The organism is Arenimonas caeni, from assembly GCF_003024235.1.
GTDB classification, from domain to species: Bacteria; Pseudomonadota; Gammaproteobacteria; order Xanthomonadales; family Xanthomonadaceae; genus Arenimonas; species Arenimonas caeni.
On record NZ_KZ679085.1, the window covers coordinates 143781 to 163844 of the forward strand.

Here is a 20064-nt window from a genome sequence, read left to right on the forward strand (position 1 = left end):
ATCAGGGGCGCATGGTGAATCGGACACGTCGTGCGCAAAACATGGGTCCAACTACGCCGGTAACCTCGAGGCCGCTCGGCCGCGTCATCATCCAGCCAGCACGCCGGACAGATTGCCATCCGTGCGTGCGGGGCCAGCTGCGACGGCGAATCAGGCAGCCGATTGGGTCGCAGTGACGCGCCCGGAACGCCCAAGGCATCTCCCAAGCGAAGCAATGCAGCGCAGGAAGGAGCATCAATGGTCCCAATCGGTAGTGGATCGTCAGCATTCAGCTGAACCCACAATTCGCCGGGGTCGGCTTTGTAAAGATCAGCCGCCCGGGCCAGGCACGAGCGCAGTGACTCGTCGGGCCCGGGCGGTGAGATCCACCAACGGGGGGTGGCTTGTTCCATGGTCACGCTGCCTTGGCCGGTTCGTTCGCGCGTTCCCGCGCCAGCCTGACAGCGGCCGTGGGCATTTCCACCCTCGCCCGCTCCAGCAACTGGGGCGTGATCTGCTCCGTCCCAGACTCGACCGCATGGGCTGCCGCATAGGTAATCAGTCGCATCATGGGATCGAGGACGCCGTCAGACAGCCGAAGCAGCGCGGTCGTGATCGGCAGCGACGAGAGCTGCGAGGGCTGCTTGAGGGGCAGCACGCGCTCCAGAGCATCTAGGAAGTTCACCAGGTAAGTGTCCTGCTTCCAGACCGGCAGGCTGCGGTAGGTGAAGCGGGCATTGAGATGCTCGTCGACCTGCATCGCGTCCGGTGCCTGAGCCGTTCCCAGCGCCAACACCGGCATCGACAGCTGGTTCATCAGGAACTTGATCGTATCCAGGGCAATGCGCTGCTGCCGCGCCGTCGACGTCAGGATGTCCTGAATTTCGTCGACCACCAACAGGCGCAGATTGGCAGCCCGGCAAAGCTTGAGCACCATGCGTTCGCGGTCGCTGCCCACGTAGCGTTTCGGATCGGGCACCCCCAGTTCGGTCAGGATCCGATCGTAGAGCGCGCGGGCCTCACGGGCACCCGTCATTTCGATCGTCAGGACCGGCAGGCTCGCCGCCTTGCTTCCCTCGGCGGCAATTGGCGGGTACCTGCGTTCGATGGCACGGGCGATCATGGTCTTGCCCGAGCCGGGCAGACCCGAGACCACCAACCCGCTGGCCCGCGACTTGGGCGGACTGAAGCGAAGAAAGTCGATGTGATCCATGATCGGCTGCAGCCGTTCATGGGTAATGAAGCGGTCGACGAGCATCCGGTTGGCGCGCTCCAGGTCCGGCAGTTCGAGCCAGGCCTGGGTCTTGGGGTCGAGGTGGGAATAGTCGGTCATGACAAGCTCCTTAGGTCCATTCTTCAACAGGGATGGGCGCACGGGCCGACGGCGTTTTCGGCGGCAGGGCGCTGAGATCGGTTGGATTCACGGCCGCCGCGCAGGCGGCCGCAGACCGCGGCGTGGGGCGTTGGGTCCGCGGGCGACGCGATGGATGACGGGCCTGACGGGTCTGCGCCTGGGCTGCCGCTTCAATCTGGTCGGTCTTCTCGAAGCCTTCGTCGGTCATCGCGTCCATCCGCGCTTGGGCCTCGGCATCGAGGGCGCGGCGGCTGCCCGGCTCTCCCACGGCCCGCCCGGCGATCGCCGGCGCCGTCACCAGCATGCCGTCGGGACGACGGACCCAGACGGCGCCGGGGCTGCGGGGGTCGTACCGAACCATGACCTCGTCCTGGCGGATGAGGGGGCTGAGGTCCGGGTGCCAGTAGCGACTGGCGCCGAAAGTGATGCCGGTGCGCCGAACCGGCCGCATCACGTACGGCAGGAAATCCATCCGGAACTTCAGCGGGGCTGCCGGCAGCGACGGCGGGACCATCTGGCCCTGTTCGTCCTGCAGCCCACGCTCCCAGGCCACCAGTGGCGGAACTCCGAGACTGGAATGCCTGCGCGTGTGGTAGGTGCGGCACACCTTCTGCGTCATCCACTGACGGAACTCGTCCAGAGTGAGGCGAGCCTTTCCGGCGCTGTCGTAGTCGCCCTTGTCACGGATGTTGCTGAAGGTGGTGCCCGGCAGCAGGTGGGCGATCTGCATCAGCGTGCCGATCAGGCGCTCGATGTGGGCCCCGTAGTGCGGCGTCCGCACCGGCCGCCAGGCCAGGTCGATCCCATGGTCCTGGCAGCCACGCTGCAGCGCCATGCTGCGGAAGTCCTTGCCATTGTCGACCAGGATCTTCTTGGGCTTGCCATACATGGGCCAGATGCCGGGATCGCCCTCGTTCTCGGACTTCGGCAGAACCGTGTGCTCCACGCACAGGGAGACCGAAACGGCGGAGGGGGGATCCATGGAGATGTACATGCCCATGACGCAGCGGGTCGCCACATCGATGGCCACGGTGACCCAGGGACGTCCGATCACGGTCAGGCGGTCATCGCTCAGGACGAGGACGTCGGCCGGGGTGTGGTCAATCTCCAACAGGTCCAGCGGCCGTTCCGCCTCCAACTTGCCGGTGCGGGCCTCCCAACGTTGCTTGGCCGCCTTGCAGCCCAACCGGGCGCGGTCCGCCTGGTAGCCGTCTTCACGGGCGATGCGGGTCAGCACAGCGGATCGGGACGGCGGCTTGAGCTTGAGTCGCCGCGCCAGGGAGCGGGCACGGGCGACCACGTATTCCTTGGACGGTCGTTCCCGGCGCAGGTAGTGCTTGGCAATGACGTGCTTGATCAGCGCATCGACCTCCGGATCCAGCTGATTCAGTCCGAGCGGCCGACCTCCCGGGCTTCGGGCCAAGGCGCTGGCCCGTGGGTCCTTCCTGAAGGTCGCACGGGCCCGCTGGAGCTGCCTGACGCTGATGCCGTGTCGCTTGGCGAGCTTTTCGAGCTCGCTGCGGGCGACGGTGGTCCGGCTGTTCAGGGGCGTCAGGTCCTTGGCGAGGTCACAGCAGCGCTTCCATTCCGCGGCAGGGATTCCTTCGAAGGACGAGGCTGTCGCAGTCTTGGGCAGCGCCTCGATCCGGGCGATCGCGACGGAACTGACCGCCCCCGTCGCCACATCACGCACGCGCATGTGGGTGAGCGAGTCGGCACCGTCGATCTGGATGACCCGGCCATTGGCGACGCAGGTCGTGCCTGGGGTGAGTTCGAGCGTCATGGCCGCGCCCTCCCCGTCCGAAGCTGACATTCGGTAAGCACGACCGTGGCGAAGCCGAGCAACCGGCGAACAGCCGCCAGGCGGCGGCTCACCGCGTCGGGATCGCGGTCCAACATGGACTTCGACTTGATTTCGACGACCGTCCAACGTCGAAATCCCAACCGGACAATGGCGCGGGTGACCCGGTCGTAGACCACCAGGAAGTCAGGGGTGTACCGGTGGATGCCCTGGTCATCCGCGTAGCGGAGTGTGAACGGCTGGGAGTGGATGGCCACCAGGCCGGCATGTCGCGAGAAGAACGCAATGGCATGCGCCTCGAGGTCGCTCTCTACGGGCACGGATTGGGTGGGTGGCGTCCAGGCAACGCGACCGCAGACGTGTCGCCCATGGGAAAGCGGAATTTCTCGAGCGGACCATCGAATGGCGCCGTCCATTCTGGACGGCGGGGGTTGATGCATGGCTTTCATAGGAGTTTCTCCAAGGCACAGAGCGACCCCGACATGGGTCGGGGCGACGATTTGGCTTGTGGTCAACAGATGCCCATGGGGTGCCCTCCCTTGTAATGAGAGGCTTCCATGCCAAGGGGCTTGGAGACTGTGGATGCCCCACAAGGACGCTCTGCCTTGAGCTGCCCACGCTCCATCGGGGATGGCGACGCATCGTCCGTGCAGGCGGCTCGAGGCGCGCCGGCGGAGGTGAGTGAGGGGGACGCTAGCGGCGTTTCTCGCCGGCGAAAGTTGGGCGAGGTTTTGCCGAAACGTGTTTACCCCTCGTCACGAAGGGGTTTCGCACTCGTTGGCGGACCGGGGCGTCGCCGCGCGGGGGTCGTTGGCGCAACCAGGTGCGCGCTGGCCGGTATCCGCTTTACCGTGACGTTAGGTGACAGAATGCTCCTTAATCCTGTCGCACGCCATCCGGAATCCCCTGTGCCCGGAGGACAAGGTTAGAAGAAATGTCTATAACTTTCCGCAACTTGCCCAGGGTCTGTCACGGTGCGCCGCGGTTTGGCGGCCTGTGACACCCGGCTCCTGACCCCGATTGATGCCGGTCAAGGATCGCCACGGCATTCGGCGCGAGCATGCGGGTGTACCCACGATGGCCAACGGCCAAGGACCTGCAATGATCCGCTACGTTTCCGGTGACATCCTGCTTTCCAAGGCCAACGCGATCGCCCACGGCGTCGCGCCCAACGACGACTTCGCCCAGGGCCTGGCGCTGTCGCTGCGCGAGTTCTCGCCGGCGATGTACAAGGACTTCCGCCATTACTGCCAGTCCACCCATCCCAAGGCCGGCTCGCTCTGGACCTGGGGTGGCGCCGGCGGCGCCCGCATCGTGGCGCTGTTCACCCAGGAAGGCGCCTACGGCCATGGTGCCAAGCCGGGCCGCGCCAGCACCGCCAACGTCAACCACGCCCTGCGCGCACTGGCCCACGAGGCCACGAAGGAAGGCTGGACCAGCCTCGCCCTGCCCCGGCTGGCGACGGGTGTCGGCGGGCTCGACTGGGCCGAGGTCAAGCCGCTCGTCGAGCAGCACCTGGCCGACCTGGGCATCCCGGTCATCGTCTACGAGACCTTCCACGAGGGACAGGCCGCCGACGAAGGCCTCTGAGTCCGCGGGGCCCTGGCGGGCCGCCTCAGTCCGCCAGGGCTTCTTCGGGCGCCGAAGCAACGAAGTTCGGCACCGAACGACGCCGGGAAACCGGTGACGTCAGTTCGAAGAATACCTGGTGGCTGTCGTACTGCTCGACGCCGCAAGCCCCCGTGCGGCACAGCCCGAACGGATCTTCCAGGCGGAATTCGCCCGGCGGGTAGTCGGCCAGCCGGCGACCGCCGGGGCCGTCGAGGTGGTCGCGGAAGTACGCGACCACGTCATGGTCGAGGTGGTGCGTCTCGGGCATCGCGCGGCCCGGCGAGGGCATGGCCAGCGCGTTGGCCCGCAGTACCGTGCGCAGCGCCGGGTCCATCGTGACGCCGAAGGCGTCGGTGATGAACCGTCCGATCTCTTCATGGAAGCGGGCCCAGTCGGTCTCGGCCGGGCGGTTGGCGTTGAAGTTGCGGAACATCGAGGCGATCGCCGGGTAGCTTCCCGGCGCTGACTGCACGCCCTGCACGAGCCGCTGCACGAGATCGGTGCCCGGCACGCCGTGGTCCCACTGCAGGTGGCGCGACACGTAACGCAGCACGCCGTAGCCGTCGAGGATATTGAAGCCCAGCCAGAGCGAAACCATGGCGGCCAGGTCCTTCTCGTCGTAGCTGGCGGTGGCGACCAGGAACTTGTTGGCATCGACCCGGATGCGGTGTTCGCGCAGGTAGTCGGGGTCGGCCATCGGGCTGTTGGGCAGCAACTGCGTGCGGTAGGCCTTGACCCAGATGTCTTCGTCGAAATAGCGCTGCAGGTCGGCCTTGAAGCTCGCCGGCGTGGCGCCCGGCAGGCCGATCATCAGGTCGGTCGACAGCGGCAGGCCTTCCTCGCGGAAGATCCGCGCCAGCTCGTCGTACTTGTCCACGCGGATGTTGTCGCGCCGGATCACCCGCAGGGTCTCGGGGTCGGTCGTCTGGATCGACACCACGCCCTGCCCGCAGATGCCGGCGCGGGCGAAGATCTTCACGATCTCGGCAATCTTCTCGGTGGCGTTCTTCGGGTAGTTCACCACCACCTCGCGCGGCGCACCGAAGCGCGCCTTGGTTTCGGCGATGAAGGCCGCGATCTCCACGTCGCGCTGGAACACGCCGAAGTTCGCGTCGGCGATCCAGAGCACCTGGATGCCCTTGCGCCCGATCCATTCGATCTCGGCCTTGACCCGATCAAGATCGAAGCGACGGATCTTCTGCTGCGTGGCCGAGCCCCAGTCGCAGAAGGTGCAGGCGTAGGGGCAGCCCCGGTTGGTCTCGATGATGGCCGCCACCACCTCGCCGCCGTAGTGGTCGAAATGCCCGCCGAGATAGGGGGACGGCAGGCTGTCGACGTCGGCGATGCGCGGCCGCTCCGGGGTGCGCACCACCCTGCCCTGCGACCGGTAGCTCAGCCCGGCCACGCCTGACAGCACGTCGAGGCCCTCGCCCGCCTCGCGGCCCGCCAGCGCCTCGAGCAGTTCCACCAGCGTCTGTTCGCCCTCGCCGCGCACGACCAGGTCCACCTGCGGGTACCGGGCCATGTGCTGCTCGCAGGCCTGGGCGTACTTGGGCGCGCTGGGCCCGCCGTGCACGGTGATGTTGCCGCGATCGGCCGCCTTCACCGCCGCCGCCAGGCCCAGGTTGTACTCCTGCGACCACAGGTAGTCGGAAAAGAGCCATATCCCGCGGCCATGGCGCTTCCAGAGCGCGTGCATGCCGGCGGCGTCGCGCGAGACGATCGGCAGCGGGTCGTAATGTGCCAGCAGGGCCCCGTCGCGGTGGGCAAAGACCTGTGCGCGCAGCATGCCGAGGGCAAGCGGCAGGTGGTCCTCATGGTGCGTGACGAAATAGATCGGCACGCGGGCGGGACTTTCCTCCGGGGGGCAGGTCATCTGGCTCCGGGCTGTCTGCTTCCTGAACGAACATAGCACCCGTTCGGGACCGGGAAAACTGCCGGCACGGCCCGGGCGCGCTACACTGGCGAGCATGCCGCTGTCCCGCCTGCTGACGAACGTGTTGTTGGTCCTGGCCCTCGTGGCCGGCGGGCCACTGCCGGCGTTCGCGGCCGACCCCGGCACCCCGGCGCCGGCAACGGCGCCCTGCCACGATTCCGATGGCCCGCCGCCGGCAGCCGCCGATGCCGATGCCGGCGCCGACTGCTGTGGCGGCGAACCGGGCTACTGCGGCTGCGACTGCCTGCAGCACGCCGCCGCCGCGCCGCAGCGCCTGCATCGGCAGGCGCATCCGCCGCCGTCCCTGCTGCTGGCCACCGTGTCCGGCAGCGCCCGGCCGCAACGCCCGGCCAGCCCCGACACCCGACCTCCGATCGCCTGAGCGCCCGGCGGAACCCAGGTTCCGCACGCCCCGCCCTGCCCGCCCGCCGTGCGCGGGCCCGACGATCGGAGATCCACCATGAATCGCTTCCCCGCCCGCGCCCTCCTGGCGCTGGCCCTGGGCGCCAGCCTCGCTGGCTGCGCCTCGCTGGCGCCGCAGCCGCGCGACGCCGACATCAGCCAACTGCTGTCCGAACGCGGCGGCCCGTCCGTGGACTGGTCGTCGCTGTCGGCGCCGCCGTCCGAGCATGCGCGCATCGCGCAGTGGCTGGACGAACCGATGACGCTCGAGGCCGCCACCCGCGTGGCCATGCTGCGCAGCCCGCGCCTGCGCGAGTACTACGCGCGCCTGGGCCTGGCCCGCGCCGAGGTACTCGAGGCCGTCGAGATCGGGAACCCGCGCCTGTCCTTCCAGCGCCTGTCCGTCGAAGGCGGCGGCCATGTGCGCAGCACCGGCCTGTCGCTGCCCCTTTTCGACCTGCTGCTGCTGCCGGCGAACGCGCGCCTGGCCGGCAAGGACTACGAACGCGCCCGCTACGAAGTGGCCGGTGCCGTGCTCGACACCGTCGCCGACGTGGAGTCGGCCTGGTACGCCTACGTCACCGCGCGCCAGGTGGCCGGCATGCGCGAGGCCGTGGCCGAAGGCACCGCCGCCAGCGCCGAGCTGGCCGCGCGCTTCCACGCAGCGGGCAACATCAGCGCGCTGCAGCTGGCGCAGGAGCAGGCCGCGGCCAGCCAGGCGCGCATCGGCGCGCTGCAGGCCCGGGCCGATGCCGCGCGCCACCGCCTCGGGCTGGTCACGCTGCTGGGCCTTCGCGGCGAGGAAGCGACGTGGGAAGCCAGCGATACCCTGCCCCTGCCCGTGCCGGCCGAGGACGAGCCGGCGCAGCTGCTCGAACTGGCCCGCGCCGGCAACCTCGAACTGCTCGCCGCCCGGGCCGAGGCCGAGGTGCTCGCCGACGCGCTGGGATTGACCCGCGCACTGCGCTGGATCGGCGGCAGCGAGATCGGCTACGAGCGCGAGAAGGAAGGTGACGGCAGCGTGCTGCGCGGCCCGGATATCTCGCTCGAGCTGCCGGTGTTCAACCAGGGCCAGGCGAAGCTGGCCAGGGCCGAGGCGCGACTCGCCGCGGCGCTGGCGCGCGTGCAGCAGGCGGAACTGTCGGCCGAGAACGGCGTGCTCACCGGCACCCAGGCCGTGGCGGCGATGCGCGAGGTGGTGCAAACCCACCGGCTGGCGCTGGTGCCGCAGCGCGAGTCCATCGTGGCGCGCCAGCAGGAGCGCCAGAACTTCATGCTGATCGGCGTGTTCGAGCTGATCCAGGCCAAGGTGGCCGAGTACGACGCCTACCAGTCCTACCTCGAGGCCGTGCGCGACTACTGGCTCGTCCGGGTCGAACTGGCCCGCGTCGTGGGCCACCGCCTGCCGAGCGACGCCGGCATCGAGGCGCGCACGCCTTCGCTCGACGCCATCCTGGGGCCGCCCGAGGCTCCGGCGATGGACCACTCGCAGCACCAGGGCATGGACCACTCCGGCCACGACATGTCGCCCAAGGCCGGAGACAAGCCCGCGCCGAAGGCCGAAGAACCCGAAGACGAACACCAGCACCACCACCACGGAGCCACGCCATGAGCCTTTCCCGACGCAAGCTGCTGATCGGCGCCGGTGCCGGCCTGGCCGGCGCGGCCGCGATGCCGACCCTGGCCCGGACCGCCCCCGCCGAGCGCGTGGACACTGCCAGCGCACCGCCGGCGCGTCGCGCCCACGGCAAGGTACGCACCCTCAACGGCTGGTCGCTGCCGCACCGCATGGTCGGCGGCGTCAAGGAGTTCCATTTGGTCGCCGAGGAAATCGAGCACGAGTTCGCACCCGGTTCCAATGCCACCTGCTGGGGCTACAACGGCTCCACGCCCGGCCCGACCATCGAGGCCACGGAAGGCGAGCGTGTGCGCATCTACGTCACCAACCGACTCGGCGAGCCGACCACCATCCACTGGCACGGGCTGGTCCTGCCCAGCGGCATGGACGGCGTCGGCGGCCTGAGCCAGCCGCAGATCCAGCCCGGCGAAACCTACGCCTACGAGTTCGACCTGGTGCAGCACGGCACCCACATGTACCACCCGCACGCCGACGAGATGGTGCAGCTGGCGATGGGCATGATGGGCCTGTTCATCATCCACCCGAAGGCCGGCGACCATGTCGACCGCGACTACGCGCTGATCCTGCACAACTTCGCCCTGCATCCGGGCACCTACCGGCCTGATCCCTCGGTGATGCAGGATTTCGACCTGTGGACCTTCAACTCCAAGGTCTACCCGGCGATCGAACCGATGGTGGCGCGCACCGGCGAGCGGGTGCGCATCCGGGTGGGCAACCTGAGCATGTGGAACCACCCGATCCACCTGCATGGCGTGCAGTTCGAGGTGACCGGCGGCGACGGCGGCCGCTGGCCGAAGTCGCAGTGGCGGCGCGAGGTGACCGAGATCGTCGGCGTCGGCCAGATGCGCGACATCGAATTCACCGCCGTGCCCGGGGACTGGGCCTTCCACTGCCACATGTCGCACCACACCATGGGCCCGATGGGCCACGAGATCCCCAATACGCTGGGCGTCGACCAGTCGGGCGTGGAGCAGAAGATCCGGCGCATGCTGCCGGGCTACATGGCCATGGGCCAGCACGGCATGTCGGGGCACCAGGAACACACCGACAGCGGCCACATGAAGGGACCGGAGAACACGCTGGCGATGATGGCCGGCAAGGGCCCGTTCGGTAACATCGAGATGGGCGGCATGTTCACCGTGGTGAAGGTGCGCGACGACGTGCGCCCGGGCGACTTCAGCGACCCGGGCTGGTACCGCAATCCACCGGGCACCGTGGCCCGGCGCGTGAGTTCCGATCCCGCCTTCGGCGCGCCCGTGCGCCGCGGCAAGGCTTGAACCAAGGAGATCCGAGATGAAGACGATGCGTAACCTGTTCGCGCTGCTTGCGGCCCTGGCCGCGGCGCCCGCGTTCGCCGACGCGCCCGCCAATGCCAGCCCGGTGCACAACGATCCGCTGCCGCTGGTCACCGTGCACAAGAGCCCTTACTGCGGCTGCTGCCTGAAGTGGATCGAGCACATGCAGGCCGAGGGCTTCGAAGTGCAGGTCGTCGAAACCCAGGACATGGGGCCGGTGAAAGCCCGGGTAGGCATTCCGCCGGCCAAGGGCTCCTGCCACACCGCCGAGGTCGATGGCTACTTCGTCGAAGGCCACGTGCCCGCGGCCGACGTGAAGCGCCTGCTGGCCGAGCGTCCCGAGGCCCGCGGCCTCACCGTGCCCGGCATGCCGATCGGTTCGCCCGGCATGGAAGCACCCGACGGCCGCGTGCAGCCCTACACCGTCGAGCTGATCACGCCCGACGGCAAGGCCGAGCCGTTCGCGCGGCACGGCGACTGAACCGCCCGGGTTGACCTTGACACAATGGCAAGGGTGATCCTGCAGGCCTGCCCTGCCGGAGAACCAGGATGAAGCCCTCCCCCGCCACCGTCCCGGACACCGCCACCTTCCGCTTCGGCGTGACGGGCATGAACTGCGCGTCCTGCGTGGGCCGGGTCGAGAAAGCGCTGGCCCAGGTGCCCGGCGTGCTTTCGGCCAGCGTCAACCTGGCCACCGAAACCGCGACGGTCGCCACCGACGGCAGCGTATCGGCGGCCGCGCTGGCGGCCGCCGTGGACAAGGCCGGCTACGGTGTGGCTGTCGAGGAAATCTCCATGGCCATCCTCGGCATGAGTTGCGCGTCCTGCGTGGGCCGGGTCGAGAAGGCGCTGGCCCGGGTGCCCGGGGTGCAGTCGGCCAGCGTGAACCTGGCCACCGAAACCGCGCGTGTGCAGGTGCTGCCCGGCACGCCGCGCGAGGCGCTGGCCGAGGCCGTCTCGGCCGCCGGTTACGACACCGCACCGGTGGCGGGCGAAGGCGTCGGGGCGCCGACGCACGCGGCCGGGCAGGACCCGTCGAACGCAGCGGACACCGTGGCCACGCCGGCGTCGCCACAGGCCATGGCGGCGCAGCGCGAGCGCCGTCATCTAATCATCGCCGCCCTGCTCTCGCTGCCGCTGGTGCTGCCGATGCTGGCCATGCCCTTCGGTGAACACTGGGCGCTGCCGGGCTGGTGGCAGTTCGCGCTGGCCACGCCGGTGCAGTTCTGGCTGGGCGCGCGCTTCTATCGCGCCGGCTGGAAGGCGGTCAAGGCGCGCACCGGCAACATGGACCTGCTGGTCGCCCTGGGCACCAGCGCCGGCTACGGCCTGAGCGTCTGGCACCTGCTGTTCACCCGGCCGCACCACGGCGAGCCGCCGCTGTACTTCGAAGCTTCGGCGGTGATCATCACACTGATCCTGATGGGCAAGTGGCTCGAGGCCCGCGCCAAGCGCCAGACCACCGAGGCCATCCGCGCGCTGCAGGCGCTGCGCCCGGTCACGGCGCGCGTACGCCACGCCAGCGGGCAGGAAGCCGAGGTGCCGGTGGCGCAGGTGCGCGTGGGCGACCTGGTGGTGGTGCTTCCGGGCGAGCGCTTTCCGGTCGATGGCACGGTGCTCGAGGGCCGCAGCCACGCCGATGAATCGCTGGTCAGCGGCGAGTCGCTGCCGGTGGCCAAGGAAGCGGGCGACCGCGTAACAGGCGGCGCCGTCAACGCCGAGGGCCGCCTGGTCGTGCGCACCACCGCGGTCGGCGCCGAATCGGTGCTGGCGCGCATCATCCGCCTGGTCGAGGACGCGCAGGCAAAGAAGGCGCCGATCCAGCGCATCGTCGACCGCGTCAGCGCCGTGTTCGTGCCCGTGGTCGTGCTGATCGCGCTCGCGACCCTGTTTGGCTGGGGCCTGGGCAGCGGCGACTGGACCGGGGCCACGCTCAACGCCGTTGCCGTGCTGGTCATCGCCTGCCCCTGCGCGCTGGGCCTGGCGACGCCGACGGCGATCATGGCCGGCACCGGCGTGGCCGCCCGCGCCGGCATCCTGATCAAGGACGTCGAGGCGCTGGAAACCACGCGAACGCTGCGCATCGTCGCCTTCGACAAGACCGGCACGCTGACCGAAGGCAAGCCTGAGCTGCTAGCCCTCCGCGCCGTGCAGGGCGACGACGTCGCGCTGCTGCGCCACGCCGCTGCGCTCCAGCAGGGCAGCGAACATCCGCTGGCCCGCGCCGTGGTGGCTGCCGCCGCCCAGGCGGGCCCCCTGCCCTCGCCGGCCGGGGCGATCACCGCCCTGCAGGGTCGCGGCATCGAAGGCCGCATCGACGGCGCCCGCTGGGTGCTCGGCAGCGGGCGGCTGATGCAGGAGCTCGGCGTCGAGCGTGGCAAGTGGGCGGCCGAGGGCGAGGCCGAGGCGGCGAACGGGCGTTCGGTGTCCTGGCTCGCCTCGGAAGCCGGCCGGGGGTTCCGGCTCGAGGGCCTGCTGGCCTTCGGCGACCCGCCGCGCGAGGAGGCGAAGGAGGCCATCGCCGCGCTGCAGGCCCAGGGCCTGCGCACGGTGATGGTGTCGGGCGACAACCGCGGCGCCGCGCTTGCGGTGGCGAGGGCGCTCGGCATCGCCGACCAGGACGTGCGCGCCGAGGTGCTGCCGGCCGACAAGGCCGAGGTCGTGCGCGAGTTGGCCCGCGAGGGCCGCGTGGCCATGGTCGGCGACGGCGTCAACGACGCCCCGGCGCTGGCCGCCGCCGACGTCGGTTTCGCGATGGGCGGCGGCACCGACGTGGCCATGCACGCGGCCGGCGTCACCCTGATGCGCTCCGATCCGCGCCTGGTGGCCGACGCCATCGATGTCTCGCGCCGCACCACGCGCAAGATCCACCAGAACCTGTTCTGGGCCTTCGTCTACAACGTCGTCGGCATCCCGCTGGCCGCCGCCGGCCTGCTCAATCCGGTCGTGGCCGGTGCCGCGATGGCGCTCTCGAGCGTGAGCGTCGTGTCCAATACCCTGCTGCTGCGGCGCTGGTCGCCGCGCGCCCGCCACTGAGGAGGTCGCCATGGCAAGGCACGTCGTCCGCCCGGAACTGTCCGAGGCGAAGGAACAGGGCTTCCACAACATCGGCGAGGCGTCGGCGCTGACCGGTGTGTCCGCCAAGATGATCAGGCATTACGAGTCGATCGGGCTGGTGCCGCCGGCCAGCCGCACTTTCGCCAACTACCGGCTCTACAACGACGCCGACCTGCACCGCCTGCGCTTCATCAAGCGGGCGCGCACGCTGGGCTTTTCGATGAAGCAGATCGAACAGCTGCTGGGCCTCTGGGCCGACCCCGGCCGCAGCAGCGCCGAGGTCAAGCAGCTGGCGCTCGCGCATGCCGCCACGCTCGAGGCGCGCATCCGCGAGATGCAGGCCATGCAGCGCACGCTGCAGTTACTGGCCCGGCACTGCCACGGCGACCAGCGACCGGATTGCCCGATCCTCGACGACCTCGCCGGCGGGCCGGCGCATCAGCCGACCGGTCGGTAACGCCAGCCGCGGGCCACGCCCACCGGCCCGGTGCTCTCCAGTTCGGGCAACACGCCAGGCCAGGCCGCCAGCGCCAACGCGCCCTCGCACGGCAGCGCCCAACTGAAGGCCTCCGCTTCGCCATCCGGCGCCATTTCGCTGGCGATATGGCGCGCAGCGTGCGGCTGCAGGCCCTGGCCGCCGCGTTTGCCGAAGACTTCCTTCAGCGCCCAGGTGGTGTTGAAGGCGGCGAGCCTGTCCGACGGCGCAAGCGCCTCGCGGCGCGCGATCTCCGCTGGCGCGAACACGTGCCGGGCCAGTGCGTCGTAGTCGCGCTCGCGTCGCGGGACCTCCACGTCCAGCCCGATCGCCCGGGTGGCGACTGCCACGGCCAGCCAGTCACCGCTGTGGCTGATCGAAGCGCACAGCCGCACGTCTCCGGGGCCCTCCAGCCAGGGCTGGCCGTCGGGCGCGGCAGCCAGCCGCCAGTCCCGCGTCATGCCGCCGGCGAACCCGGCCGCCAGTGCACGCACCTGCCAGTGGCCGGCCAGGAACTGCCGGCGCCGAAGCGGCGCCGACAGGCCGGCCAGGCGCGACTGCTCCGCCGCCGTGAGCCAGCCGTGCGGATCGCCGTACGGCACGCCGGCCGCGTCGAGCCCGCCCAGCCAGAGCCGGCAGCCGTCCATGCCTTGGCTCAGCGCGACACGACGGCGTAGGTACCCTTCAGGGCCACGCCGGCCATGATGTTGCCGGCCGCGCACTCGTACTGGGTGGCGCTGCGGAATTCCTTCTTCTTGTAGTTGCTGACGATGTCGACCACGGCGTTGGCGCCCTTGGCACGGGCCTGGTCCTGCATCGCCACCAGCACGCTCATCAGCACCCAGCGGCAGGCTTCCTCGTCGCTCTTGTTGAGCGCGTTGGTCTTGCGGTTGGACTGCGCGGCGCCGAGCCGCTGGCTGACCGCCGGCGTGCGCGCACCGGCCAGGTGGAAGCTGACCGAACCATCGAGGGTGCCGTCGGCCAGGCCGGACTTCACCGCTTCCTGGAAGTCCAGGTGCAGGCGGCTGTCGCGCGCCTGCGCCGGCGCGGCCAGCAGCAGGGTGGCGGCGAGGGCGAGGATGGAAAGTCGGTTCATCTCGGGTCTCCTTTTGGGTTCATGGCGTCCAGCGGCGCAGCACCAGCGAGGTGTTGATGCCGCCGAAGGCGAAGTTGTTGCTCATGGCGAATTCCGCGTCCAGCGCCCGGCCGTCACCGGTGATGTAGTCGAGCCGGCCGCAGCGCGGGTCGACGTTGCGCAGGTTGAGCGTGGGATGCACCCAGCCCTCGCGCAGCATCTCCAGGGTCACCCAGGCCTCGATCGCGCCGCAGGCGCCGAGGGTGTGGCCGGTGTAGCTCTTGAGCGAGCTGATCGGCTGGCCTTCGCCGAACACCGCCTCGGTCGCCGTGCTTTCGGCGATGTCGCCATGGCCGGTGGCGGTGCCGTGGGCGTTGACGTAGGCGATGTCGCCCGGGGCGAGGCCCGCGTCCTCCAGCGCCAGGCGCATGGCCTGGGCCATGGTCGCGGCATTGGGCTGGGTGACGTGCTGGCCGTCGCTGTTGGTGCCGTAGCCGATGATCTCGCCATGGATGGTGGCGCCACGCGCCAGCGCGTGATCGAGATCCTCGAGCACGAGGGTGCAGGCGCCCTCGCCCACCACCAGGCCGTCGCGGTCGGCGTCGAAGGGACGCGGCGTCAGCTCCGGCGTGTCGTTGGCGTTGGAGGTGGCGAACAGCGTGTCGAACACCGTGGCGGCGGTGACGTCGAGCTCCTCCGAGCCGCCGGCCAGCATCGCCACCTGGCGGCCGGCGCGGATGGCCTCGTAGGCGTAGCCGATGCCCTGGCTGCCCGAGGTGCAGGCGCTGGAGGTGGTGACGATGCGGCCGGTGATGCCGAAGTGCACGCCCATGTTCACCGGCGCGGTGTGGCTCATCATCTTGATGTAGGTGGTGGCGTTGATGTACTGCGTGTTGAACTCCGCCAACATGCGGCCGAAGTCGCCCATAGAGGACGGCGTGCCGGCCGAGGACCCGTAGGAAATGCCCACCTTGCCCGAGTGCAGCAGCGGGTCGCCGAGCAGGCCGGCATCGGCCAGCGCCCGCTCGCTGGCCAGCGTGGCCAGCAGCGCCACGCGCCCCATGCTGCGGGTGGCCTTGCGGTTGAAGTGCGCCGGCAGTTCGAACTCGGCCGCCGGCACGCCCAGGCGGGTATTGAGGCCGCGGTAGCGGCCCCAGTCGTCGAAGCGGCGCACGGCGTTGCGGCCCGAGCGCAGGTGCGCCAGCACCGAGGGCCAGTCGTGGCCCAGCGGCGTGATCGCACCGCGGCCGGTGATCACGACGCGGCGTTCGGAAACGGCCCGGCTCACAGCATGCCTCCGTTCACCGAGATCACCTGGCGGGTGATGTACGAGGCTTCGTCCGAGACCAGGAAGGACACCGCCGCGGCGACCTCCTCGACCTTGCCGACCCGGCGCAGCGGCACCAGCCTGAGCGCCTCTTCGAGCACCACTTCGTCGAGCATCTCGGTGCCGACCAGCCCCGGCGCGACGCAGTTGACGGTGATCTCGCGCTTGGCCAGCTCCAGCGCCAGGGCCTTGGTGGCGCCGATGATGCCGGCCTTGGCCGCGCTGTAGTTGGTCTGGCCGCGGTTGCCGGCCAGGCCCGACACCGAGGACAGCGTGACGATGCGTCCGGGCTTGCGCCGCCGCACCATCGGCATCACCACCGGCTGGAGCACGTTGTAGAAGGCGTCTAGGTTGGTGTGCACCACCGCATCCCAGTCTTCGGGCGGCATGGCCGGGAAGGCGTTGTCGCGGGCGATGCCCGCGTTGCAGACCACGCCATGGTAGGCGCCGTGCGCGGCGATGTCGGCCTCCAGCGCCTCGCGGCAGGCGGCGCGGTCGGCGACGTCGAAGCACAGCACGCGGGCCTGGCGGCCGAGGGCGCGGGCTTCGGCGGCCACCGCCTCGGCCTGTGCACGCTGGCTGCGGCAGTGCACGACCACGTCGAAGCCATCGCGCGCCAGGCGCAGGGCGATGGCCCGGCCGATGCCACGACTGGCGCCGGTGATCAGGATGCAGCGGTCACTCATTGCTTGGCATTCCCCAGGTAGGCGTCGGCGTCCGGCGGTTCGAACACCGAGACATTGGCGACGGCGATCTCTTCTTCGCCGTCGAGCAGTCGACAGGCGAACAGGCCCAAGCCATTGTCGCCCATCAGTTCGCAGTGGACCTCGATGCGCAGGCGCAGGCCGAAGGCAAGGCGCGGGCGCAGGCAGCTGTAGCGCCGCGTGCCGAGCAGGAAGCCCGGCTTGACCGGCTCGCCGCGGGCCAGGGCCCGGCCACCGGCCCAGGCGGCGATGCACTGCGCCATGTACTCGATGCCGGCCCAGCCGGGCACGGCGTCGCCATCGGCCAGCGGATGGTCGTCGCGCACCACGGCCTCGGCGACGGCGCGGGTGTCATCGCATTCGACGATGCGCTCGAGCCAGAGCATGCCGCCACGATGCGGCACCAGGCGCTCGACCGCCGCACGCACGGCCGCGTTCACGCCGCCTCCAGCACGAGCGCGGCGTTCGAGCCGCCGAAGGCGAAGGACTGGCTGAGCACCCGCCGCGGCGCCTGCGCGGCCTGCGCTCCGGGCGCGACCAGGCCAACCGGCGCCAGCTCCGGGTCGGCGGCGCCGTCCCACCAGTGCGGCGGCAGGAGCCGGCCCGGGTTTTCGGTCAGCGTCAGCCAGCACAGCGCGGCCTCGATGGCGCCGGCGGCGCCGAGGGTGTGGCCGGTGAGCGGCTTGGTCGAACTGCAGGGCGTACCGGCGCCGAACACGCGCGCGACGACGCCGGCCTCCATCGCGTCGTTCTGCGGCGTCGCGGTGCCATGCAGGTTGATGTAGTCGATGTCGGCGGGCGCCAGGCCGGCACGGCCCAGGGCCTCGCGGATGGCGCGCTCCGCGCCCCGCCCCCCGGGCTCGGGCGCGGACATGTGGTGGGCATCCGAGCTTTCGCCCCAGCCCGACAGGCGCACCGGGCCCGGCTCGCGGCTGAGCAGGAACAGCGCGGCGCCTTCGCCGATGTTGATGCCGCAGCGATGGCGCGAGAACGGCAGGCAGCGCTCCGGCGCCACCGAACCGAGCGCACTGAAGCCGGCGACGGTGAAGGCGCACAGCGAGTCGGCGCCGCCGGCGACCACGGCATCGGCCAGGCCGGCCGCGAGCAGCCGCGCCGCCGAAGCCAACGCTTTGGCGCTGGACGAACAGGCGGTGGAGATCACCTGCGCCGGCCCGCGCAGGCCCAGGCGCCAGGCCAGGTAGTGCGCCGGCGTGCCCATTTCCTGCTGCGCATAGTGGAAGCCCGCCGGCCAGCGGCCGTGCGCCAGCCAGTGCCGGTGCGCGGCTTCGCTCTCGCCCACGCCCGAGGTGCTGGTGCCGAGCACCACGGCGACGCGGTCGGGGCCGTGGCGGGCGATGGCCTCGCGCACGGCCGGTTCGATGTCGGCCAGGGCCAGCTCGAGCAGGGCGTTGTTGCGCCCCTGCAGCGGCAGAGGCGTGCCGGGTAGCACGGCCAGGTCACCCGGGACCGGCCCCAGCATCAGCGGCTGCGCCAGGCCGGGCAGCGCCTGCGGCGACAGCCCGCCCGGGGCGCCGGCGGCGAACAGGCTGGCGGCGACTTCGGCACGGCTGCGCCCCAGGGCACAGGCCAGGCCCATCTGGTTGAGGTAGGCCGTGCTCATGGCTGCACCGCCATCGAGTGGATGGACAGGCGGTAGCCGACGCGCTCGTTGTGCAGCAGCGCCTCGCCGTCGCGCGGGTAGTCGATGGCGACCACGCGCGCCCCGCCCTGCAACAGCTCCCGGTGGCCCTGTCGCGACGCCAGGCGCCAGCCGGCCGGCAGCGCGGCGGCGATCGCCGCCGCGGGCCAGTGCACCAGCTGCAGGTCGGTGAGTACGCGCTCCCCAGCCAGGGTGTCGGGCAGGCCCGCGCTGCGCTGCTCGTGCAGGCTGTCGCCGTCCCAGTCGAGCCGGAGCAGCACCTGGCCCTGCTGGTGCAACACTACGCGCACACCGGCGGTGTCGACTTCGACCATCGCGTCGATGCTGTCGCGCCGCCCGCCCTGGTCGAACACCAGGCGCTGCTGGCTGGCCATGCCGCCGGGCAGCGCCGAAGGTGCGAGCCGCAGCATCGGCAGGTCCGCCGCCGGCGCCGTGGTGCGCACGGGCGTGCCGGCGCAGCCCGCCAGCAACGCGCACAGCAGCAGGGGCATCAGGCGCTGCACAGTTCCTCCAGCACCGCCAGGCGGCGCTTGTGTTCGGCGACGTAGGGATTGGAGAGGTCCCAGGCGTAACCGGCGAGGATCGAACAGATCATTTCGCGCACCGACGGGTTCTGCGCAGGGTGGAAGATGATCTTCTGGAAGCCGCCGGCGTACCAGCTCTCGACGAAGGCGCGGAAGGCATCGACGCCGGCGCGCAGCGGACGGCCGAACCCGGCTTCCCAGTCCACTTCCTCGCCCGCGAACTGGCGCGCCAGGCAGTCGGCCGCGAGGCTGGCGGACTTGAAGGCGATGGTGACGCCCGAGGAGAACACCGGGTCGAGGAACTCGCCGGCGTTGCCCAGCAGCGCATAGTTGCGCCCCCAGAGCGAATCGACGTTGGCCGAGTAGCCGACGATCTGCCGCGCCGGCATCTCCCAGCGGGCGTTCGCCAGCAGCTTCGACAGGCCCGGGTCTTCGGCCACGATCGCCTTGAGCCGCTCGCTCTCGGTGCCGGTGTACTGCTCGAGGTAGCTGCGCTCGGCCACCACGCCCAGCGAGCAGGTGCCGTTGGAGAACGGGATGGTCCAGTACCACACGTCCTTGTGGCGCGGGTGCACCGTGATCAGGATCTTGTTGCGGTCGAAACCGGCGGCGCCCGGCACGATGCCGTCGTGCACGTGGGTGAAGATGGCGCCGCGCACCGGGAAGCGCGAGGGACGCTCGAGATCGAGCAGGCGCGGCAGGATGCGGGCGAAGCCGCTGGCGTCGAGCAGGAAGTCGGCCTGCACCTGGTAGGTCTCGCCGGCCTCGTCGCGCACCTGCACGCACGGGCGCTCGCCGGCCACGTCCACCGACAGCACCTCGTGGCCGAAACGCAGTTCGGCGCCGGCGCGCGCGGCTTCCCTGGCCAGCACGTCGTCGAAGACCGCGCGCTGGACCTGGTAGGTGGTGCCCCAGCCCGGGCTGGACTTCTGGCGGAAATCGAAGGTGGTGTACGCACCGTCGCGGGCGAAGGCGGCGCCGTTCTTGTACTGGAAGCCGGCCTCGACCACGGCACGCAGCATGCCGGCCTTTTCCAGGTACTCCATGCTCTGCGGCAGCAGGCTCTCGCCGATGGAGAAGCGCGGGAAGTGCTGCTTCTCCAGCATCAGCACCTGGCGGCCCTGCTGCCGCAGCAGCGCCGCGGCCACCGAGCCGGCCGGGCCGGCGCCGACGATCAGTACCTGGGTTTGTTCGATCCGCTCATCCATGTCTGGTTTCTCTGTTC

General features: G+C 70.4%; 19 protein-coding genes and 1 pseudogene. 7 read left to right on the top strand and 13 right to left on the bottom strand.

Annotated elements, in window-relative coordinates; all coding sequences use genetic code 11:
- Window positions 1-14: 14 nt before the first annotated feature.
- From C6N40_RS14605 to C6N40_RS03350, 4 genes and pseudogenes are all read right to left on the bottom strand, one after another.
- Window positions 15-392: pseudogene (locus C6N40_RS14605) on the bottom strand (TniQ family protein); the annotation flags it as partial.
- Between the two features lie 2 nt (window positions 393-394).
- Window positions 395-1312 (bottom strand): TniB family NTP-binding protein, encoded by a 918-nt coding sequence (locus tag C6N40_RS03340; protein WP_106989590.1) that lies wholly within the window; start codon window positions 1310-1312, stop codon window positions 395-397.
- A 10-nt stretch (window positions 1313-1322) separates the two neighbouring features.
- A complete protein-coding gene (locus tag C6N40_RS03345) occupies window positions 1323-3116 on the bottom strand; it encodes a Mu transposase C-terminal domain-containing protein (protein ID WP_162782059.1) in 1794 nt (597 codons plus the stop codon).
- Entirely contained in the window at window positions 3113-3454 is a 342-nt protein-coding gene (locus C6N40_RS03350; RefSeq protein ID WP_162782060.1) for a TnsA endonuclease N-terminal domain-containing protein, read from the bottom strand. Before C6N40_RS03350 ends, C6N40_RS03345 begins: the two co-directional genes overlap by 4 nt.
- 781 nt (window positions 3455-4235) lie before the next feature.
- Here C6N40_RS03350 and C6N40_RS03355 point away from each other — a divergent pair.
- Entirely contained in the window at window positions 4236-4724 is a 489-nt protein-coding gene (locus tag C6N40_RS03355) for a macro domain-containing protein (protein WP_106989593.1), read from the top strand.
- A gap of 25 nt (window positions 4725-4749) precedes the next feature.
- Here the strand turns inward: C6N40_RS03355 and C6N40_RS03360 are convergent, their stop codons facing one another.
- Window positions 4750-6621 carry a B12-binding domain-containing radical SAM protein gene (locus tag C6N40_RS03360; RefSeq protein ID WP_162782061.1) on the bottom strand — a complete coding sequence of 624 codons (1872 nt, stop codon included), beginning with the start codon at window positions 6619-6621 and terminating at the stop codon, window positions 4750-4752.
- Window positions 6622-6715: 94 nt separating this feature from the next.
- Between C6N40_RS03360 and C6N40_RS03365 the strand changes: the two genes are divergently transcribed.
- The 6 genes from C6N40_RS03365 (at window position 6716) to cueR (ending at window position 13531) form a co-directional block, all read left to right on the top strand.
- The gene (locus C6N40_RS03365; RefSeq protein ID WP_106989595.1) at window positions 6716-7063 is read left to right on the top strand and encodes a hypothetical protein; all 348 of its coding nucleotides are present in this window, start codon (window positions 6716-6718) and stop codon (window positions 7061-7063) included.
- A 78-nt stretch (window positions 7064-7141) separates the two neighbouring features.
- Window positions 7142-8695 carry a TolC family protein gene (locus tag C6N40_RS03370; protein WP_106989596.1) on the top strand — a complete coding sequence of 518 codons (1554 nt, stop codon included), beginning with the start codon at window positions 7142-7144 and terminating at the stop codon, window positions 8693-8695.
- A complete protein-coding gene (locus tag C6N40_RS03375) occupies window positions 8692-9999 on the top strand; it encodes a multicopper oxidase family protein (protein ID WP_106989597.1) in 1308 nt (435 codons plus the stop codon). Before C6N40_RS03370 ends, C6N40_RS03375 begins: the two co-directional genes overlap by 4 nt.
- 16 nt (window positions 10000-10015) lie before the next feature.
- On the top strand, window positions 10016-10498 hold the full coding sequence (locus C6N40_RS03380; protein ID WP_205208536.1) for a DUF411 domain-containing protein: 483 nt from the start codon (window positions 10016-10018) through the stop codon (window positions 10496-10498).
- A 68-nt stretch (window positions 10499-10566) separates the two neighbouring features.
- Complete coding sequence (locus C6N40_RS03385; protein WP_106989598.1) at window positions 10567-13053, top strand: heavy metal translocating P-type ATPase; 2487 nt, start codon at window positions 10567-10569, stop codon at window positions 13051-13053.
- A gap of 10 nt (window positions 13054-13063) precedes the next feature.
- Window positions 13064-13531 (top strand): Cu(I)-responsive transcriptional regulator, encoded by a 468-nt coding sequence (cueR, locus tag C6N40_RS03390; RefSeq protein WP_106989599.1) that lies wholly within the window; start codon window positions 13064-13066, stop codon window positions 13529-13531.
- Here the strand turns inward: cueR and C6N40_RS03395 are convergent.
- The 8 genes from C6N40_RS03395 to C6N40_RS03430 are packed head-to-tail and all read right to left on the bottom strand — an operon-like array spanning window position 13513 to window position 20047.
- A complete protein-coding gene (locus tag C6N40_RS03395; RefSeq protein WP_106989600.1) occupies window positions 13513-14196 on the bottom strand; it encodes a 4'-phosphopantetheinyl transferase family protein in 684 nt (227 codons plus the stop codon). The two genes, cueR and C6N40_RS03395, sit on opposite strands and share 19 nt — an antisense overlap.
- Window positions 14197-14204: 8 nt before the next feature.
- On the bottom strand, window positions 14205-14645 hold the full coding sequence (locus tag C6N40_RS03400) for an excinuclease ATPase subunit (protein ID WP_106989601.1): 441 nt from the start codon (window positions 14643-14645) through the stop codon (window positions 14205-14207).
- A gap of 19 nt (window positions 14646-14664) precedes the next feature.
- Window positions 14665-15912, bottom strand: a complete 1248-nt coding sequence (locus C6N40_RS03405; RefSeq protein ID WP_106989602.1) for a beta-ketoacyl-ACP synthase — start codon at window positions 15910-15912, stop codon at window positions 14665-14667.
- Window positions 15909-16637 carry a 3-ketoacyl-ACP reductase FabG2 gene (locus C6N40_RS03410; RefSeq protein WP_106989603.1) on the bottom strand — a complete coding sequence of 243 codons (729 nt, stop codon included), beginning with the start codon at window positions 16635-16637 and terminating at the stop codon, window positions 15909-15911. The genes C6N40_RS03405 and C6N40_RS03410 overlap by 4 nt, the downstream gene beginning before the upstream one ends.
- The gene (locus C6N40_RS03415) at window positions 16634-17095 is read right to left on the bottom strand and encodes a hotdog family protein (protein WP_240183438.1); all 462 of its coding nucleotides are present in this window, start codon (window positions 17093-17095) and stop codon (window positions 16634-16636) included. The genes C6N40_RS03410 and C6N40_RS03415 overlap by 4 nt, the downstream gene beginning before the upstream one ends.
- On the bottom strand, window positions 17092-18276 hold the full coding sequence (locus C6N40_RS03420; RefSeq protein WP_106989604.1) for a beta-ketoacyl-ACP synthase: 1185 nt from the start codon (window positions 18274-18276) through the stop codon (window positions 17092-17094). Before C6N40_RS03420 ends, C6N40_RS03415 begins: the two co-directional genes overlap by 4 nt.
- On the bottom strand, window positions 18273-18806 hold the full coding sequence (locus C6N40_RS03425; RefSeq protein WP_162782062.1) for a DUF3261 domain-containing protein: 534 nt from the start codon (window positions 18804-18806) through the stop codon (window positions 18273-18275). Before C6N40_RS03425 ends, C6N40_RS03420 begins: the two co-directional genes overlap by 4 nt.
- A complete protein-coding gene (locus C6N40_RS03430; RefSeq protein WP_106989606.1) occupies window positions 18806-20047 on the bottom strand; it encodes an NAD(P)/FAD-dependent oxidoreductase in 1242 nt (413 codons plus the stop codon). Before C6N40_RS03430 ends, C6N40_RS03425 begins: the two co-directional genes overlap by 1 nt.
- Between the last annotated feature and the right edge of the window lie 17 nt (window positions 20048-20064).

Coding starts and splice junctions, on each gene's coding strand:
- C6N40_RS03340 (WP_106989590.1), bottom strand. CDS start 1,312: ATGACCGACTATTCCCACCTCGACCCCAAGACCCAGGCCTGGCTCGAA.
- C6N40_RS03345 (WP_162782059.1), bottom strand. CDS start 3,116: ATGACGCTCGAACTCACCCCAGGCACGACCTGCGTCGCCAATGGCCGG.
- C6N40_RS03355 (WP_106989593.1), top strand. CDS start 4,236: ATGATCCGCTACGTTTCCGGTGACATCCTGCTTTCCAAGGCCAACGCG.
- C6N40_RS03360 (WP_162782061.1), bottom strand. CDS start 6,621: ATGACCTGCCCCCCGGAGGAAAGTCCCGCCCGCGTGCCGATCTATTTC.
- C6N40_RS03365 (WP_106989595.1), top strand. CDS start 6,716: ATGCCGCTGTCCCGCCTGCTGACGAACGTGTTGTTGGTCCTGGCCCTC.
- C6N40_RS03370 (WP_106989596.1), top strand. CDS start 7,142: ATGAATCGCTTCCCCGCCCGCGCCCTCCTGGCGCTGGCCCTGGGCGCC.
- C6N40_RS03375 (WP_106989597.1), top strand. CDS start 8,692: ATGAGCCTTTCCCGACGCAAGCTGCTGATCGGCGCCGGTGCCGGCCTG.
- C6N40_RS03380 (WP_205208536.1), top strand. CDS start 10,016: ATGAAGACGATGCGTAACCTGTTCGCGCTGCTTGCGGCCCTGGCCGCG.
- C6N40_RS03385 (WP_106989598.1), top strand. CDS start 10,567: ATGAAGCCCTCCCCCGCCACCGTCCCGGACACCGCCACCTTCCGCTTC.
- cueR (WP_106989599.1), top strand. CDS start 13,064: ATGGCAAGGCACGTCGTCCGCCCGGAACTGTCCGAGGCGAAGGAACAG.
- C6N40_RS03395 (WP_106989600.1), bottom strand. CDS start 14,196: ATGGACGGCTGCCGGCTCTGGCTGGGCGGGCTCGACGCGGCCGGCGTG.
- C6N40_RS03400 (WP_106989601.1), bottom strand. CDS start 14,645: ATGAACCGACTTTCCATCCTCGCCCTCGCCGCCACCCTGCTGCTGGCC.
- C6N40_RS03410 (WP_106989603.1), bottom strand. CDS start 16,637: ATGAGTGACCGCTGCATCCTGATCACCGGCGCCAGTCGTGGCATCGGC.
- C6N40_RS03420 (WP_106989604.1), bottom strand. CDS start 18,276: ATGAGCACGGCCTACCTCAACCAGATGGGCCTGGCCTGTGCCCTGGGG.
- C6N40_RS03425 (WP_162782062.1), bottom strand. CDS start 18,806: ATGCCCCTGCTGCTGTGCGCGTTGCTGGCGGGCTGCGCCGGCACGCCC.
- C6N40_RS03430 (WP_106989606.1), bottom strand. CDS start 20,047: ATGGATGAGCGGATCGAACAAACCCAGGTACTGATCGTCGGCGCCGGC.